The following is a 16593-nucleotide window of genomic DNA, read 5'->3' as shown; positions in this document are numbered from 1 at the left end:
GTGCGGGCATCCGTCCGACCCCGTGTCGGCGATCGCTTCAAAGCATGTCGCGGAGCCACTCGATCGCCGCCTCACGGTCCGCCAGCCGACCCTCGAGTTGCTCGGTCTGGACCCCCTCGAGCAGCTCCTTGAATCGCGGACCGGGCTCGAGCCCGAGGGCGATGAGGTCCTTGCCGGTCACCAGCGGCGGTGGCACCAGCGGCTCGCGGGCGAATTCGTCGCGCTTGGCCAGCAGGAACTCGTAGTTGTCGGTGAAGCCGTTCGACGACGCGCAATCGACCCGGTGCAGCTCGAGTTCGCGGGGGAATGTGGGGGCATCCATGAAGCGCTTGAGCTTGGCCACCCGCATCTCCTGCACGTGCATGAAGCGCATGTGCCGCGAGACCATGAAGGCCACCTCCTCGATCACCTTGTTGGGATACTTCAGGCGCCGGAGGATTTCCGCGGCCATCTTCGCGCCGAGCGCATCGTGGCCGTTGAAGCGGATCCGGCCGGCCTCCTCGTCCCAGGTGCGGGTCGGCGGCTTGCCGATGTCGTGCAGCAGCACCGCGAGGCAGAGTTCCAGCGGCGCCCCGGTCCCGAGCAGGTCGAGCATGATCCGGGTGTGCGTGTAAACGTCGCCCTCGGGATGCCACTCGGGCGGTTGGTCGCAGCCGATCATCGCGAGTGCCTCGGGCAGGAAATGCGCGAGCAGCCCGGAGTGCACCAGCAGGTCGAGTCCGTGCGCCCGGCGGGGCGAGGTGATCAGCTTGGAAAACTCGTCGCGGATGCGCTCGGGGGCGATCCGGGTCAGGCCACCGGCGTGGTCGCGGATCGCCTGCCAGGTGGCAGGCTCGATCTCGAAATCGAGCGTGGTCGCGAAACGCACCGCCCGCAGCAGGCGCAGCGAGTCTTCGGCGAAGCGGGCCGCCGGATCGCCGATGGAGCGAAGCCGGCGGGCATCGAGATCGGTGCGTCCGCCGACGTGGTCGATGATTTCGCCGGTCGACGGATCCTCAAAGAGGCCATTGATCGTGAAATCGCGACGCTGCGCATCCTCCTCGGCGGTCGAGAACTCGACCGACTCCGGTCGACGCCCGTCGCGGTAGGATCCATCGGTGCGGAACGTGGCGATTTCCACGGGATGGTCGTGGTGCCGGACGATGATCACGCCAAAGTGTGCTCCCACTTCGTTGCCTCCTGGGAAGATCCCGAGGATTTCCCGCGGCGTGGCCGAGGTGGCGATGTCGTAGTCCTTCGGTTCGTGCCCGAGCAATCCGTCGCGGACGCAGCCACCCGCAAACAAGGCCCGGTGACCGGCCGCCGAAAGGCGGGCGGCCAGGTCGCAGGCGGCATCGCGGGCAGTCACGGGGCGAAGCTGCGCTCCGAAGTGCCAAGTGAGAAGTTCCAAGTTCCAAAGGATCAGCGCCTGCGGCGACGAAGGTCGGCGTCCCTGCTTCAGCGGTTCGGCGTTCGGCAGGATGCCGAACGAAGCCGGCGGGACGCCGGCGCTCCCCTTGGAACTTGGAACTTTTCACTTGGCACTTCGAGACCGCCTCACCCTGCGCCCTCGCCCCCGCAGAAGTTTCGGATTTCCGAAATGCCTGAGTTGGGTTTCACTGGGCGGGTGATCTACCCTCCGCTCGATCATCCGGTGTGGCTGCTGGCGGCATTTCTCGTCGGCGCATGCATCGGTTCGTTTCTCAACGTCGTGATCTACCGGTTGCCGCTCGGGCTCTCGGTGAACGACCCCAAGCGCTCGTTTTGTCCCGGTTGCAAGGCCGAGATTCCGCTCCGCCTCAACATCCCGCTGGTCAGCTGGTTGTGGTTGCGGGGGAAGTGCCGGTCCTGCGGGACAAGGATTTCCGCCCGCTATTTTGCCGTCGAGCTGCTCACCGCGCTGCTTTTCACCGCGGTGTTGTGGGTGATGGCCGACCGGCTCGGCGGAGCGCGGTTCCAGCCCGCGCATCTCGCGGTGATCCCGTTGTGGTTCCTGATCGCCTCGTTCGTGGCGATCGCCTTCATCGATGCCGAGCACCTCGTGATTCCGCTCGAGCTGACCATCAGCGGCACGGTTGCCGGCTTCATCGGGGCGCTGCTTTGTCCACAACTCCCCGATCTCATCGGTTGGCGCTCGATGGAACCCGGATGGCTGGACGGGCTGATCCAGTCCGGCCTCGGCTTCTTGATCGGCTTCTTCGGCCTGTGGATCGTCGTTCTCCTCGGCAAGCTCGCCTTCGGCCGGGTCGAATGGGCGCACGACGAGCCGGTCGAGTGGTTTCTGGAAGAGCCGAGCAACGAGGAGGACCCGATTCATTTCCAGATGGGGGAGGACAGGCTCGCCTGGTGGGACATCTTCTACCGAAAGAGCGACCGTCTCATCATCGAGGCCGAAACGCTCGAAGTCGACGGCGAGTGGATCGAGGGCGGCACGCTCAAGCTGCACGAGGAAGGCCTGATCCTGCCGGACGGGCGGGAGATCAAGCTCGAGGATCTCAAGGCCCTGCGTGGCACCGCGAAGAAGGCGGTGGTTCCCCGTGAGGCGATGGGCATGGGCGACGTGCACCTGATGGGCGTGATCGGTGCCTTCTTCGGTCCTTTCGGGGTGTTTTTCTCGCTGCTGGCCGGCTCGCTCTACGCGATTGCCGCCGCCATCCTCGGACGCATCGGTTTCGGCATGCGCCTGCCCTTCGGTCCCTTCCTCGTCCTCGGGGCGCTCACCTGGTTCTTCGGGGGCTGGAAGCTGGCCGAGTGGTACGTGGCGAGCTTGAGGTGAGAGTTCTTTGCCGTTGGATGCGTAAGGCGAGAACGATGAAGGCGATCAGTTCGGCAATCATGGTCCTTGCGGCTGCCGTCCTGTGGCATGGGACCGCGACGGCGCCGGACTATGAATATTTGCACAAACCGGTGGCGGCGCTGGCGCTGGTGATCGGCGGCACCAGCTTCATTGCCTGGCTGATCCTGATGCGCTCCGGGGATTAGTCCGGCCTTGTGATGTCGATGCGTCTGGAAATGAAACGGTTCACGAGTCTCTGGATCGTCGCCTTGGGAATGCTCGGCATGACCGCGGCAGCCGGCGAAGTGCCCACCATCCTCGCGATCGGCGATTCGATCACGCAGGGCGGGAAGGGTTTTCCGTCTTACCGGCAGTTTCTCGGCCCCGAATTGCGCAAGCGGGGCCTGGCCGTCGAGTTCATCGGGCCGGAGAAGGATGCCCATTCCCGCCACGCGGGATACGGCGGCAGGAACACCGAGTGGCTGCTCGGGGCCTCGAGGAAGATCTACCGCGAGTACCCGGCCGACATCGTGCTGATCCACTCGGGTCACAACTCTTTCAGCAAGGACCGGCCGGTTCCCGGAATCGTGCGCGACACGGCGGCGATGATCGGGGTTTTCCGGGAGATCAACCCCGGGGTCACGGTGCTGCTGGCGCAGGTGATTCCCTCGGGCAAGCTGCCGAAGTATTCTTACATTCCGGAGCTGAACCGGGAGCTGGGTCGGCTTGCCGGGCTCCTGCGTGAGGAGAATTCGAAGGTGATTCTGGTCGACCAGGCGGACGGGTTCGACTGGCGGACCGACACCCTGGCCGACAAGGTGCATCCGAATGTGGAGGGCGCGAGGAAGATGGCGATGAAGTGGCTGGAAGCGCTGCTGCCGCTGTTCGGGGAAGCCGATGTGCCCTTGCCGGATTGAGCCCGGCTTGCTTGGCTCCCCGGGGACGTTCCCAAACCACGAACTGGAAGACCCATGTCCAAGCTGACCATCGTTGCAAGAATCACGGCCAAGCCCGGCAAGGTCGGGCTGGTAAAGGAAGAACTCATGAAGCTCGTGCCGGCCACCCGGGCCGAGGCGGGATGCCTCAACTACGACCTCCACCAGGACCAGGGCGAGCCGGCGCATTTCCTGTTCTACGAGAATTGGGAGACGCGGGACCACTGGCTGGCGCACATGGAGGCGCCGCACATCCGGGAGTTCCAGGCGAAGGCGGATGAGATGGTGGCGGATGTGGCGGTTTACGAGATGGATCCAATCGGCTGAATGTTCCCGGCGACCGCGACTTTTCCGGCGTGGTCGGGTTCGTTCCGCCATGTCCCGTCTTCGTGCAACCGGCCTCGCCTGCCTTGTCGTGGCGTGGGGTTCGGTCCGCGCCGACAACGTGCTGCTTATCATCGCCGACGACCTCGGCACCGACAGCCTGTCCGGCTTCAACGTGAATCCGACCGCCTCCTTTCCTCCGACCCCGACCATCGACGGGCTTCGGGCGCAAGGTCTCGCCTTCGGGCGCTTCTACGCCTACCCGACCTGTTCTCCGACACGTGCCTCGATCATGACCGGCCGGCATGCCTTCCGTACCGGCGTGCTCGCGCCGGAGATCAACCAACTCCAGCCCAACGACTTCACCCTTCCGGAGGCCCTGGTCGCCTCGGGCGTGATCGGCGACCGGCTGGCGTGCATCGGCAAATGGCACCTCGGCAACGACGCGGACTCGCCGAACGAGATCGGCGGCTGGCCCCATTTCGTCGGCACGCTCGGAGGGGCGCTCCTGGATTATGACAGCTTCGACAAGGTGGTCGATGGCGTGACGGTCCCCAACTCTGCGTATGCGACCACCGAGAACGTCAACGACGCCGTGGCATGGATCGACGCCCGCGGCACCGAGTCGTGGTTCCTGTGGCTGGCCTTCAACGCCCCCCACACCCCGCTGCACCGTCCTCCGAACGACCTTCACGACTACGACTCGATTTCCGACGACGGGGCTCCTGGCTCGCGGGACCACTACGAGGCAATGGTGCAGGCGATGGACACGGAGATCGGCCGCCTGCTCGGGGCGGTCGACCTCGCGGAAACGACGGTCATCTTCATGGGCGACAACGGGACTTCGGGCAGGGTGATCCAGCCGCCCTTTGCCAGCGACCATGCCAAGGGCTCGCTCTACGAGGGCGGCATCCGCGTGCCGATGGTGATCGCGGGAGCCGCAGTGGATCCTTCACTCGCGGGCACGGCCTACGACGGGATCATCCATGCCTGCGACCTCTATGCGACCATTCTCGAACTCTTCGGCGTGGTGGCCGCGGATGTGGTGCCGCAGGAACTCGTCCTCGACTCCCGCTCGTTCGCCCCGCTTCTGGATACGGGCGCCTATTCCCGCGATCCGGCCGATGTCATGGCCCTGACCCCTTCGTCAGCCGGCACTGCGGACGGGGACCGGACCATCGTGGGTCAGGAGTTCAAGTTCATCCTCCGGGAAGGCGGGGCCGGGGAGTTGTACCGGGTCGATGCGAATCCGCGGGAGGCGGTGAACTTTCTCGCTGGGACTCTCAACGCCAGCCAGCAGGCGGCCTACGATGACCTGACCGCGCGGCTCGCCGGGTATGCCAACCAACCCGAGGTGCACCGGATGCATTTCGACGGCGAGGGGGGTTTCAACCTGGAACTGGGATGGTTCGCCAACGCGTCGCTGACGCTGGAGCGGGGATTGAATCTTGTTGGGTGGGAAGCCGTGCCCGGCGCGGAGATCATCGACAACGGTGATCCCGTCATCATTCTCCGCGACCCGGCGCCTCCGGACGACCGGGCCTTCTACCGGGTCGTGGACGAGTGACGATGGGGGGCGCGTCTCAGGCTCACCCTGTGGTCTGGTAGGCACGTCGCTCGTGCTCGTCGCGGCGTTCGCCGGACCAGGAGGAGACGCGCTTGAGGTAGCCGATGATGCGGGTGGCGTGGTCGACGTTGCGGGAACCGCAGGCGGTGCAGTGGTCGCGGGTGAGCTTGTCGATGTGGCCGCAGTCGTTGCAGCAGGTCACCCGCACGTTGGTGCAGAAGTAATTGCAGCCGGTGCGGATGGCGGCGCGGATGAGTTTGGCGAAGCTCTCCTCGGTCGGGTAGCTCTCGAGGTTGAGGTGCAGCGCCGAACCGCCGTCGAGGTAGCGGGTGACACGCTCGCCGTGGAGGATGAGCTTGTCGAGGATGTGGATGTCGTCGCGCTCGACCGGATAGAAGTACGAGTTGTAGCAGGGACGGGGCACTTGGTAGCCCGCCTCGCGGTCCCAGCGGGCGAACTTGACGCCCAGGTTCTCGGCCGGGACGAACTCGGTGTTGAAGCGGGCACCGTATTCCTTCGTCGCCTCGCGGTTGAGTTCGTTGATCGTGCGGAGCTGGCCGGAGACCCACTCGATGTAGTCCTCGTTGTTCGAGGGATCGAGTCCGAGGAACTCGGCGGCCTCGACCAGGCCGTTGACGCCGATGGTGAGGTACTGCTTTTCGGGGACGATGCACTTTGCGGTGTAGATCGGCAGCAGTCCGGCGTCGTTGAATTCGGCCAGGATGGCGCGGCGGGCGACGAGGTAGCGGTGGAGGTCGCGGACTTGTTCGGCGAGGTCGCGGCGGTCCTGGATGAGGCGGTTGAAGTTGATCGTCATAACCTGCATCGAGCCGGTCATCACGCCACCCGCACCGAGCGAGAACGAGAAGTCGTTGTCCTCGTCGAGCGCGTTGCGCAGGCGGCAGCAGGACGACAGCGAGTCGACGCTGTCGCTGGTGTAGATGAAGAAGGAGTTCCCGGCGGCGAGCTGGAGGGAGAGCATTTCCGAGAACTCCTTGTCGCGGGGTTCCTCGCGGTCGTGGACCAGTGCGGCGGTGACCACGGGAAAGGTAAGCAGCGAGCGTTCCCGCTCGTGGTTGAACCACTCGAGGAAGAAGGCCTGCAGTCGGCTGACGCTTTTCCATGAAGGCCGGTCGCCGTCGGGAAACACGAAGTCGCCGAACATGCTGGTGAAGTAGTGCTCGTCGAAGACCGAGATGTTCCAGAACACGCTCTGGTAGCTGCGGGCGGCGGCGGGTTGGTTGAGGGCGTAGACGACGTGCTGGAGGTGGTTCTCGATCTCGAAGCGGTGGGTGGCGAGGTAGTCGGGGCCGTAGTCCTTGCGCGCGAAGTGGTCGAAGCAGTTGAGGAACTCGACCGTGGCGCAGGCACCGGCGAGGTTGGCGGAGATGGCGAAGACAAAGTTGATGAACGAGCCGCAGAACGAGGCGAGGTGCTTCGGGGCCTTGCTTTCACCGCCGAGCGGGACGCAGCCGTGCTGAAGCAGCGGGAACAGGCTGACCGACGCGCAGTAGGGCATGAAGGGAGCGGTCTCGTCGTGGGTGTAGATCTCGTGCTTGTCGAGCTGCTCGCGGTAGCGGTCGGCGGTGGCGTCGCCGAAGAGTTCGCGCAGCTTGCGATCCATCAGCTCGCGGTGGATGCGGATGTTGGACTGCTTGTGGATCTCGGCGGCGAGCACGGCGGCGTTCTTGCAGGAGACGTTGGCGTTCGCGTCAACGAGTGATCCGTCGGCGGAGTTGCCGGCCGAGATGTAGTGGTCGATGAAGTCGAGTTGGGTGGTCATGGAGAAGTTCAGAGTTCAGAGTTCAGGTGAAGATCGAGATGGAGATGGAGATGGAGAAGAGTCAGACAGGAGTGTCTGACTTCCCTTGGCCGGGATCAGGCGGCGAGTTCGAAGGCGGGGGCGGCGTGGCGCTGGAAGCGGTGGGTGAGGTCGCGGCCACTGCGCAGGTCGAGGAAGCGCTGGTTGGTGCCGGGCTGGTCGAGACCGCCACGGGCGGCGATGAAGGGGCCGAGCTTGAGATAGTCGAGATGAACGGCGATGCGGTCGTCGATTTCCTCGAGGCCGCTGTAGAGGCAGGTGGCGAGACCGCGGTCGCGGGCGAGTTTGAGGAGTTCGATCAGGGCGTCGGGCTGCCATTCGCCGCCAAGGAAGCACACGCATGAGGCGAGACCGGCGTAGCGGTCCAGAGCGGCGCCGAAGGAGGAGCGATCAAGCGGCTGGCCGAGGCTGGGATTTCGGAGGTCCGACGAGTGGCAGCCGGGGCAGCGCAGCGGGCAGCCGGAAACGGTGTAGATGAGCGAGACTTCGTCGGGGACTTCGAGGGTTCCGACCGTGTGGCAGACGTAGCGAAGTGAGGTTAACACAGCGCCCTGATACTGTGCATATCTTGCTTGCTGGCGCAAACATATTGTATGAAAAATTTCATCTCATACTACATATTGATTTTAGGGTGTGAAGCCGAAGGGGATGGCATCGGTCATTCCTGGGCTGAAGTGACTGAGTTTCAGCCAGCAAGCAGGCAGTGCCCGGGGAGGGCCAGGGAGGGAGCCCCAAAATGTTGGGGCCCTCGGGCCCCGGGGGAGCTGGGGCGGCCCCAGCGGACGGGCGGAACATTTGTCCGCCCGGCTTATTGGGGGCGGCACTTGTTTGGAGGGGTGCCTTCGTCGGAAGGTCTGAAGGTCTCAAAGTCGAAGGTCAGAACCAACCACGCGGGATGGACGCCCGCGAACTCTCGAAACAGAGGACTTTTGACCTTGGACCTTTCGACCTTCGACCGCGCCGACCTGGGGCACCTCGATTCGCGAAAACATGCTCCAGGAAGCGCCATACGGCGGGTCATTGGAGGTCCGGGAGCGGGCGCAGCGGGGGAGCGCCGTCGTCGGAGACGGACGGATCGGGTGCCGAGGGAGCGGGTGGCGGCGGATTTGAGCCCGGTGAAAAACCGGCGTCCGGGGTCCCGGCCTTGGGAAGGATCTGCCAGACCTCGACGCGTTGGTTTTTCACCGGCGTTTCGGCGCTGAAGCGGTCGGTCTGCCCCAGATAGACCGCCTGGACACGTTGACCGGGGCGCTTGATGGTATCGAGGATGCGCGCGACGGCGGTGGCGCGGTCGGATGAGAGCGTGCGGTTGTTGTCGACGTTGCCGGTTTCCGAGGCGTATCCGACGACGAAGAGCATGGCGTTCTCGGGGGCCTCGCCGGGCAGCAGGCGGAGGCGGGATTCGAGATCCGCGCGGACCTCGGACGAGCCGGTGGCGAACTCACAGGTGTCGAGCACTTCGGAGCGCAGTTCGGCACCAAAGCGGCTGTAGGCGGCGGCGAGTTCCTGTTCGGACGACCCCTCGAGTTTTCGCAGGGCCTTGAAGAGGGCGACGGCTTCCTTGATGAGTTCGTTCTCCGAGGCGGCGAAGAGGTTGGTCTTGCGAAGCTGCTCTTCCAGTTCGGCGACGCGCGCCTCGAGTTCGTTGCGGCGGAGGGTGACCTCGGCGAGCTGGGCGCGCAGCTCGCCCGGCTCGGTCTGGAGGCGGGCGATCTCCTCGTTGAGGGCGCTGATGGTGGCATTCGCGCGATCGAGCTCGCCCTTGATGGTGGTGGCCATCGAGGCATCGACCATGGCGGCACGGAGCTCGGCGTTGGTCTGATTGAGGAGTTCGCGCAGGCGTTTTTGTTCCTTGAGGGCCGAGATGGATTCGCTGCGCAGTTCGTCGAGTTCCATTTCCTTGCGGTTGAGCAGGTCCTGGAAGCTGGTGGCCAAGGAGGCGAGGGTGGCGGCATCCTCGGTCAGTCGCTCGGCCACTTCCTCGGTGGTTTCCACGCCGGTGGTTCCGGGCAGTGGTTCCAGGCCAAGGGCGAGGCGCTCGCGGTTGAGCTGGGCCTGTCGGGTCTTGATGTCGGCTTGGAGTGACTGAATGGCCAGACTGTCTTCTTTTCCTCCTCCGCCGGGCCGATTGAAGAGGTTCTGGAAAATGATGATGCCGAGCAGCACGACGATGATGAAGCCGATCGTCAGCACCACGGGTGAGACCGGTGGCTTGGCTGCTGGCGTTTCCCCGGCCGGTGCCTCGGGAGGCGTCTCGGGAGGCGTCTCGGGAGCGTCGGTGTCTCGCGTTGTTTCGTCGTTCATGGGTTCAGAGGAAAGCGGAACGGGCCCGTTTGTCGAAGCCGGAAATCAGCTCAGGCACCGGGCGCCAGATCGAGCAGTTCGGTGGCGTGGGTCAGGAGGTGGTCGGGCTTCTCGGCGGCGAGAACCTCCGGCGAGTTGAATCCCCAGGTGACGGCGGCCACCGGAATCTCGGCCTTCTGCGAGGCTTTCACGTCGCGGATCTCGTCGCCGACGTAGAGCATTTCCTCGGACTTCAGCGAGAAGGTCTTGCGGATGGCCTTGAGGTGCTTGGCCTTGCCGGTGAGCTTGGAGGTCGAGGAAATGAAGTTGAAGTGGCCGCGCACGCCGTTCGCCCGGAGGAAAAGGTCGACGTTGGTCGAGGCATTCGAGGTGAGCACCCCGAAGGAGTGGCAGCGGGAACGCAGCACCGGGAGCACTTCCGCCATGCCCTCGATCAGCGGCAGGCGGACGATGTTGCCGCGCATCATGGAGGTGCCCCTCGCGATGATCGCGGGCACCTTGCGCTTGGGAATGCCGAGGTGGGAAATGAGCTGCTTGATCGACAGGTGACGCAGCGTCGGGAGTTCTTCCGCCGTCACTTCGCGCAGGCCGTACTCGGCACCGAGTTGGTTGAAGATGCGGCGGCTTTCCTCGAGGGTGTTCGCGAGGGTGCCGTCGAAATCGAAAATGATCGTCCGGTAGGCCATGCGGGGCGGGTCAAGAAAGGCGGTTGGGGCGCGGGGGCCAAGGACAAAGGCGGCGGAATCACCCGAGCGCAAGCGGGAGATTCGGATCGATGCCGGTGTCGAGGGGCGCGTGGTGGCCTTTGAAATGGTGGTGCAGGCCGGCGAATCCGATCATCGCGGCATTGTCGGTGCAGAGTTGCGGCTTGGCGAGGATGAGTTGGCGGCCGCTCGATTGGCAGCCCTCCCGGAAGGCGTTTCGCAGGACTGCGTTCAGTGAAACGCCGCCGGAGAGGGCGACCGTTTCGCGGCCGAGATCGGCGGCGGCCCGGAGCGTCTTGGCGAGCAGGACATCGACGACCGCCTGCTGGAACGAGGCGCAGAGGTCGGGAAGGTCGGCGGGCTGCGGGGTGCCGTGATCGGGATCGCGATCCGTGAGCGTGTAGAGCACCGCGGTCTTGAGCCCGGAGAAGGAGAAGTCGAAGTTTGCTTCCTTGAGCATCGAGCGGGGAAAATCGAAAGCGGTGGGATTGCCGGCGGCGGCGGTTTGTTCGATCTCCGGGCCGCCGGGGTAGGGAAGGCCGAGCATTTTGGCCACCTTGTCGAAGGCTTCGCCCGCGGCATCGTCGCGGGTCGATCCGATCCTGCGGTAGTGACCGGCGCCGGCGACGTCGAGCAGGAGCGTGTGACCGCCGGAGACGACCAGCGCGAGATGCGGCGGGATTTCGCCCCGATCGACGAAGGGCGAGAGCAGGTGGCCTTCGAGGTGGTTGACCGCGACGAAGGGTTTGCCGGTGGCGGCGGCGAGGGCCTTGGCGGCCGTCGAGCCGATCAGCAGCGACGACGCGAGGCCGGGGCCGGATGTGGCACCGAAGACGTCGATCTCCCGGATGCCGACTCCGGCGGTTTCAAGCGCCCGCTCGATCAGCGGACGGAGGTGCAGTGAGTGATTGCGCGAGGCCAGCTCGGGGACGACGCCGCCGTAGGCCCGGTGCAGGTCGATCTGGCTGGCGATTTCCGACGCGAGCACCTCGGCGGGCCGACCGGGCTCGCCGCGCAGGATCGCGACGGCGGTCTCGTCGCAGGAGCTCTCGATGGCGAGGATGAGGGGCACGGCCCAAGCCTCTTTCGCGTGCCGGCAGTTGGCAAGAGTGCCCTTGAGTGCGGCGCTTCAGCGCCGCTCTGGGCGAGGCGATTCATCGCCGGGTTGTCGCCGAGGGGGGCGAAGTGGCCGACCCGTGCTGAAGCCCGGCCGGCGTAGAGCGGCGCTGAAGCGCCGCAGTCTAGAAGGTGTCCGCCGCGGGGATGAAAGCCGCCGCGGGATCCGGGCGTAGAAGCGCCATGCAAAGACGAAATTTTCTTCGTGTGATCGGCGGTTCGACCTTCGTTTCGGCGGTCGCTCCTGGGCAGCTTTTCGGTGGCTCCGGCAAGGGTGCGGCCGGGGTGCTGGTCGAGGCCTGTGGATTTGACGATCCAGGCGGCTGGGTGCTCGACACCCAATTCTACCAGCAGATGGGCGGCGTGCAGCTGCTGGCGCACGGCATGGGCAAGCCGGTCGCGAACGCAAGGACGGCCTTCGAGATTCCAGAGGCCGGGACCTGGCGGGTGTGGGTGCGGACGCGCGACTGGTGTCCGGGCGAGTGGGAGGCGCCGGGACGTTTCCGGGTGAAGGTGAACGGCACGGACCTGGGCAAGGACTTCGGCACCGAGGAAGGATGGGCCTGGCAGGACGGGGGAACCGTGGAGATTTCCAAGGCCGGCAAGCAGTCGCTCGAGATGGAGGACCTGACCGGCTTCGATGGACGCTTCGATGCGGTGTTTTTCACCCGCGAGGACCAGCCTGCGCTGCCGAACGACGACCTCGCGGAGCTGACCGCGTGGAAGGACCGGCTCACCGGCCGGGCGGACCGCGAGGTTCCCGAGGAGAGCTTCGACGTGGTGATCGTGGGCGGCGGCATGTCGGGCTGCGGCGCTGCGCTGGCCGCGCGTTCGCAGGGCTTGAAGGTGGCGCTGGTGCAGGACCGCCCGTTGTTCGGCGGCAATGCCAGCCAGGAGGTCCGGGTCCACACGATCGGGATTCACGGCAAGGGCGCGGACATCCTCAAGCAGATCGACACGGGGCACTGGCCCAACGGCCACGCCGACGCAAAGCTCGACCAGATCAAGCGCGAGAAGACGCTCAAGGAATCCGGGGTCAAGTTGTTCCCGCACCACACCGCGGTCGGTCTCGGCAAGGACGGTGACCGGATCACCAGCGTCGAGGCCCGCGAGGCGACCACCGGTCTGATCCGCCGTTTTCTCGCGCCGGTTTTCGTCGATGCGACCGGCGACGGCTGGCTGGGATTCTGGGCGGGGGCCGAGTATCGGGAAGGCCGCGAGGCGAGGAGCGAGTTCGACGAGGGCTGGGAGAAATACGGCGACCTTTGGAGTCCCGAGAAGGCCGACGGCAAGGTGATGGGCACCAGTGTGCTGTGGAACTCAAGCAAGGCGAAGCAGCCGGTGAAGTTCCCCGACGTGCCCTGGGCGATGCCGGTGGCCAAGCGCCACTCCGCGATCAACGGCGAATGGTACTGGGAATACTCCGCGGATCACCTCGACCAGATCAAGGATGCCGAGCAGATCCGGGACCACGTCCTGCGCGCGATCTTCGGGTCGTTTTCGAATGCCAAGAAGCAGCCCAAGAACGCGACCGTGCAGCTCGAGTGGGTCGCCTACGTCGGCGGCAAGCGATGCTCGCGCCGGCTCGTCGGCGACTACATCTACACGATGAAGGACGCCACCGAGCGGCGGGAATTTCCCGACGCCGTGGTCGAGGAGAAGCGCGAACTCGACACCCATTACCAGCTCAAGGAAACCGGCTCGCCGGTCGACTTTCTCTCCAAGGCGATCTTCCGCAAGACGGGGGGACTGTACTACGTGCCCTTCCGCTGCCTCTACTCGAAGGACATCTCCAATCTGATGATGGCCGGACGCTGCTTCAGTTGCTCGCACATCGGCCTTTCCGGACCGCGGGTGATGCTGACCTGCGGCCAGATGGGCATCGCCACCGGGTATGCCGCAGCGCTTTGCAAGAAGCACGGCGCGATGCCGCGCGAGGTCGGCAAAAAGCATGTCACCGAGCTTCGTAAGCTGATTGGCTACGAAGCGTGACAAGGCACATCGTCAACTTCGGCCTGCTGTTCGCCTTCCTCGGTCTAACGGTGACCGGAGTGATGGCCTTCACGCTGCCGTTTTCGATCACGACGACGCGGGTCCACATCATCTTCGGGGCGCTGACGCTGCTGCTGGTGGTCGCGCACCTCGTTTCCCGCACGCGGTACTTTTCCGGCAAGCTGAAGGGGAGGGGCGCATCCCGTGGAATGGTCGGTGCGGTGATGCTTGCGGTCGGCTTGCTGGCGGTGGCGGCATTTGCCGGATGGTGGCCGACCGACGCCGCCATTGCGCTCGGCTACGAATCGAGGAACCGGGCGGCGATCGTGAGGGAGTCGCCCGCCGCCGGATTTCTCGATACCGGCAGCACGCGTTGGATCGTCCGGGAACCCGAGGAGCCCGGGCTTCCCTCGTTGGCACTGGCCATCCGCTTCGCCGATCCCGAGGGGCCGGCCCCGGCGGTCGCGGCATGGGTCGAAAGCACCACCGGCACCATGATCGAGACGCTTTATCTCGATGAGGGTCTGGGATACTCGGAGCAGGTCGAGTGGCAGGGCGTGGAAACGGAGCGACACAAGTTGCTGCCGATCTGGCGTCATCGCTACACGCTGGTCTCCGGCGTCGAACCGAGCGGCGAGGTCGATCTCTATTCGGCGGCAACGCAGACGCATTCCTTCAAGCTCGAGAAACACCTCAAGGAGGAAAAGGAGTTCGTGATCTGCGTCGAGGTCAATGCGGTGCGCGATCCGAATGCGGCGTGGCCGGATGAGGAACTCGGGCAGCCGTCGCTGCTCTACACCGCCTATTTCGAGCCGGCGACGGGAGGCGGCTACGCGCTGCTCGAACTCACCGCCCACGGTGGCGGTGCGCAGCAGGGGGGCACCCTCGAATACGACTTCGAGGGCATCGACAGCGCCATGAAGCTGGTGGACCTCCTGCTGGCGAAGCTTGGCCCGGTTTCCCGTGATTCGGATGGTTCGCAATGATCCGGCGTTCGGGGTCCGCGTTTCCCTGCGGTCGCAAATTTCGTGTCACAACGGGCGTCCTTCCGGCAAACTGCGGCCATGAAACGAATGAAAATCCTACTCCTCGTCGGCATGGCGGTTCTTCTGGGAGTCGCCGACCGGGCGTTTTGTCTCTCGATGGCACCGCCCCGGCCGCTTGCCGAGCGGGTGGCCGAGGCCGAGAAGGTCTTCCTGGGAACGCTGATGGACCGCGTGGAGGATGGTGACTGGGTGCGCGGCGAATTGCGCGTGGACACCGCCCTGCGCGGAGTTGAAGAGAAGCAACAGATCAAAGTGATCTGGCGCAAGCGGGTGGGGGATTTCCAGGTCTACGATGCGAAGCAAGGGGCCCGCGGAATCGCCTTGCTCGGGGACAAGCACGAGGGCCGCTACTGGTTGCGGGCCGACAAGTTCGAGCCGGTGGAGAAACTCGATGAGGTGGCGGGTTTGGTGGCCCGCAAGGGTTGCGGGAAGCCGAAGGTCCCGAGCTTTGAGGAGTGGGTGAAGGCGGGGAAACCTCTGCCGGAGGATCGGATGTGGACGGGGGGCACGCCGTGGTTCGACGAGACGAAGGGCGAGCGCCGGTCCGCCGAGGAAGTTTACGAAATGGTTTACGGCCAGCCAGCCAAGGGCGGAGCGAAGGCCGGGGCCGGCGGACGCTTTCCGGCCCACTGGGGTGATCCACCGCGCGTCCAGACCCGCGATTTGCGACCACTGCCAGGTGGCTATGGCCAGGGCAGCAGCACGCTGGCGAACTGGATCAAGGCCAACATGGAGAAGGACGCCGCAAGGGCGAAAGGCGGGGCCAAATAGTCGTCGCGCCAGACTACCGGGCCAACCTTTCCAGAGCCGCGGCAAGGACCGGGTCGGTCCAGCCTTCGAGGGCCTTGATCTCCTCGGGCGTGAGGGTGTCGCGGCGGAAGCTGAGGGCGGTATTCTCCCGAATCTCTTCGGTGATCTCGACCTCGACGTCCGGAGTGACGCCGGTGAGATGGGGCGTCCTGCCACTAGGAGTGTGGTAGGTGGCGATGGTCAGTCGAAGGGCGGTGCCGCCACCCATGGGGATGATGTTCTGCACCGAGCCCTTGCCGTAGGAGGTCTCGCCCACGATCTCGGCGCGGTCGAGGTCCTGCAGGGCGCCGGCGGTGAGTTCGGACGCGGAGGCGGACATGCGGTCGACCAGAACGGCGATGGGGTAGTCGCGCTGGCGGCGCTGGCGTTCCGGCGTGGAAAGGACCTCGTCTTCCATTTCGCGGCCCCGGGTAGTGACGACCTCGGTCTCCGGGGGGAGGAAGAGCCCGAGGATCCGCACGGTGGCCGGCAGCGATCCACCGGGATTCCCGCGCAGGTCGAGGATGAGGCGCTTCATGCCGTCGTCCTCCATCTCGTCGAGCGCGGCCTCCATTTCGCGCGGGGCGGCGTCGGTGAAGGACGAGAGCCGAAGGTATCCCGTCTGCCCGTCGTCGAGGAGGCGTGATTCGGCCACGGCGCGTTCATCGATGGCGTGGTGGGTGAGGGTGAGCTCGAGCGGCTTCGCTTCGACCGGCGACTTCAACTTGAGGGTCACCGTCGCGCCGGCCTCGCCGGTGAGCCGGGAGAGCAGGGTGGGCAGTTCGAGCCCGGCGGTGGGCTGCCCGTCGATCTCCTGGAGGGCGGAGCCGGGAAGAAGTTCCGCGGCGGCCGAGCCCGGGAGGACATTGGCGATGTAGGGACCGCCCTGGCGCAGGCCGAGCGTGAGACCGAGCGAGGGAATGTGAGGGTCGAGGTCCGGGTGGGCGGCCATCGCGGCGGCCATTTCCGGGTGGATGAAGGAGGAGTGGGGATCCAGCGATCCGAGCATGCCCTCGAGGGCATGGTTCACCAGTCGATCGTAGGCCAGCTTGTCGACGTCGGGGTGCCGCTGCCGGACCTGCTCGAGGACCTCGACGAATCGCTCGATCGCGGGGTAGGCGGCCTCGTCGGGATCGGGGAGGGCCGGGGCTTTCTCGTCCGCGAAGGCAGGGAGAAGGCAGAGCAGGAGAAGCAGGGGACGCATGAGCGGATTGAGGAGCCTGCGACGGGACGCCGCAG

Annotated in this window: 15 protein-coding genes; 8 read left to right on the top strand and 7 right to left on the bottom strand. The window is 65.4% G+C overall.

Going from position 1 to position 16593, the window contains the following annotated elements; translation table 11 throughout:
- Positions 1–37 precede the first annotated feature (37 nt).
- Positions 38–1348, bottom strand: a complete 1311-nt coding sequence (locus ACG2LG_RS06935) for a CCA tRNA nucleotidyltransferase (protein WP_396257559.1) — start codon at positions 1346–1348, stop codon at positions 38–40.
- A gap of 231 nt (positions 1349–1579) precedes the next feature.
- On the opposite strand from ACG2LG_RS06935, the gene ACG2LG_RS06930 reads away from it, so the two are divergent.
- From ACG2LG_RS06930 to ACG2LG_RS06910, 5 genes are read left to right on the top strand one after another with little or no spacing between them, the layout of a single operon-like run.
- The gene (locus ACG2LG_RS06930; protein ID WP_396257557.1) at positions 1580–2755 is read left to right on the top strand and encodes a prepilin peptidase; all 1176 of its coding nucleotides are present in this window, start codon (positions 1580–1582) and stop codon (positions 2753–2755) included.
- Between the two features lie 35 nt (positions 2756–2790).
- Positions 2791–2961, top strand: a complete 171-nt coding sequence (locus ACG2LG_RS06925) for a hypothetical protein (protein WP_396257556.1) — start codon at positions 2791–2793, stop codon at positions 2959–2961.
- A 30-nt stretch (positions 2962–2991) separates the two neighbouring features.
- Positions 2992–3672: an SGNH/GDSL hydrolase family protein gene (locus tag ACG2LG_RS06920; RefSeq protein ID WP_396257554.1), complete on the top strand. Its 681-nt coding sequence runs from the start codon at positions 2992–2994 to the stop codon at positions 3670–3672.
- A gap of 54 nt (positions 3673–3726) precedes the next feature.
- Positions 3727–4017, top strand: coding sequence for a putative quinol monooxygenase (locus tag ACG2LG_RS06915; protein WP_396257552.1), 291 nt, complete (start codon positions 3727–3729; stop codon positions 4015–4017).
- A gap of 49 nt (positions 4018–4066) precedes the next feature.
- A complete protein-coding gene (locus ACG2LG_RS06910) occupies positions 4067–5581 on the top strand; it encodes a sulfatase-like hydrolase/transferase (RefSeq protein WP_396257550.1) in 1515 nt (504 codons plus the stop codon).
- A 22-nt stretch (positions 5582–5603) separates the two neighbouring features.
- Here the strand turns inward: ACG2LG_RS06910 and nrdD are convergent, their stop codons facing one another.
- The 5 genes from nrdD to tsaD form a co-directional block, all read right to left on the bottom strand.
- On the bottom strand, positions 5604–7364 hold the full coding sequence (nrdD, locus tag ACG2LG_RS06905) for an anaerobic ribonucleoside-triphosphate reductase (RefSeq protein ID WP_396257548.1): 1761 nt from the start codon (positions 7362–7364) through the stop codon (positions 5604–5606).
- A gap of 95 nt (positions 7365–7459) precedes the next feature.
- Entirely contained in the window at positions 7460–7948 is a 489-nt protein-coding gene (locus tag ACG2LG_RS06900) for a 4Fe-4S cluster-binding domain-containing protein (RefSeq protein WP_396257546.1), read from the bottom strand.
- A gap of 472 nt (positions 7949–8420) precedes the next feature.
- On the bottom strand, positions 8421–9707 hold the full coding sequence (locus ACG2LG_RS06895) for an OmpA family protein (RefSeq protein WP_396257544.1): 1287 nt from the start codon (positions 9705–9707) through the stop codon (positions 8421–8423).
- 50 nt (positions 9708–9757) lie between these two features.
- Positions 9758–10393, bottom strand: coding sequence for an HAD hydrolase-like protein (locus ACG2LG_RS06890; RefSeq protein WP_396257542.1), 636 nt, complete (start codon positions 10391–10393; stop codon positions 9758–9760).
- A gap of 58 nt (positions 10394–10451) precedes the next feature.
- Positions 10452–11483, bottom strand: a complete 1032-nt coding sequence (gene tsaD / locus ACG2LG_RS06885) for a tRNA (adenosine(37)-N6)-threonylcarbamoyltransferase complex transferase subunit TsaD (RefSeq protein ID WP_396257540.1) — start codon at positions 11481–11483, stop codon at positions 10452–10454.
- 227 nt (positions 11484–11710) lie between these two features.
- On the opposite strand from tsaD, the gene ACG2LG_RS06880 reads away from it, so the two are divergent.
- From ACG2LG_RS06880 to ACG2LG_RS06870, 3 genes are all read left to right on the top strand, one after another.
- A complete protein-coding gene (locus tag ACG2LG_RS06880; RefSeq protein WP_396257538.1) occupies positions 11711–13519 on the top strand; it encodes an FAD-dependent oxidoreductase in 1809 nt (602 codons plus the stop codon).
- The gene (locus ACG2LG_RS06875; protein WP_396257536.1) at positions 13516–14505 is read left to right on the top strand and encodes a DUF4405 domain-containing protein; all 990 of its coding nucleotides are present in this window, start codon (positions 13516–13518) and stop codon (positions 14503–14505) included. Before ACG2LG_RS06880 ends, ACG2LG_RS06875 begins: the two co-directional genes overlap by 4 nt.
- An 87-nt stretch (positions 14506–14592) precedes the next feature.
- On the top strand, positions 14593–15336 hold the full coding sequence (locus ACG2LG_RS06870) for a hypothetical protein (protein ID WP_396257534.1): 744 nt from the start codon (positions 14593–14595) through the stop codon (positions 15334–15336).
- A 13-nt stretch (positions 15337–15349) separates the two neighbouring features.
- On the opposite strand, the gene ACG2LG_RS06865 is transcribed toward ACG2LG_RS06870, so the two are convergent.
- Positions 15350–16558, bottom strand: a complete 1209-nt coding sequence (locus ACG2LG_RS06865; RefSeq protein WP_396257532.1) for a S41 family peptidase — start codon at positions 16556–16558, stop codon at positions 15350–15352.
- Positions 16559–16593: the final 35 nt, after the last annotated feature.

Source organism: Haloferula sp. A504, assembly GCF_044385805.1.
GTDB lineage: Bacteria > Verrucomicrobiota > Verrucomicrobiia > Verrucomicrobiales > Akkermansiaceae > Haloferula.
This window is presented reverse-complemented; position numbering and strand designations above follow the sequence as displayed.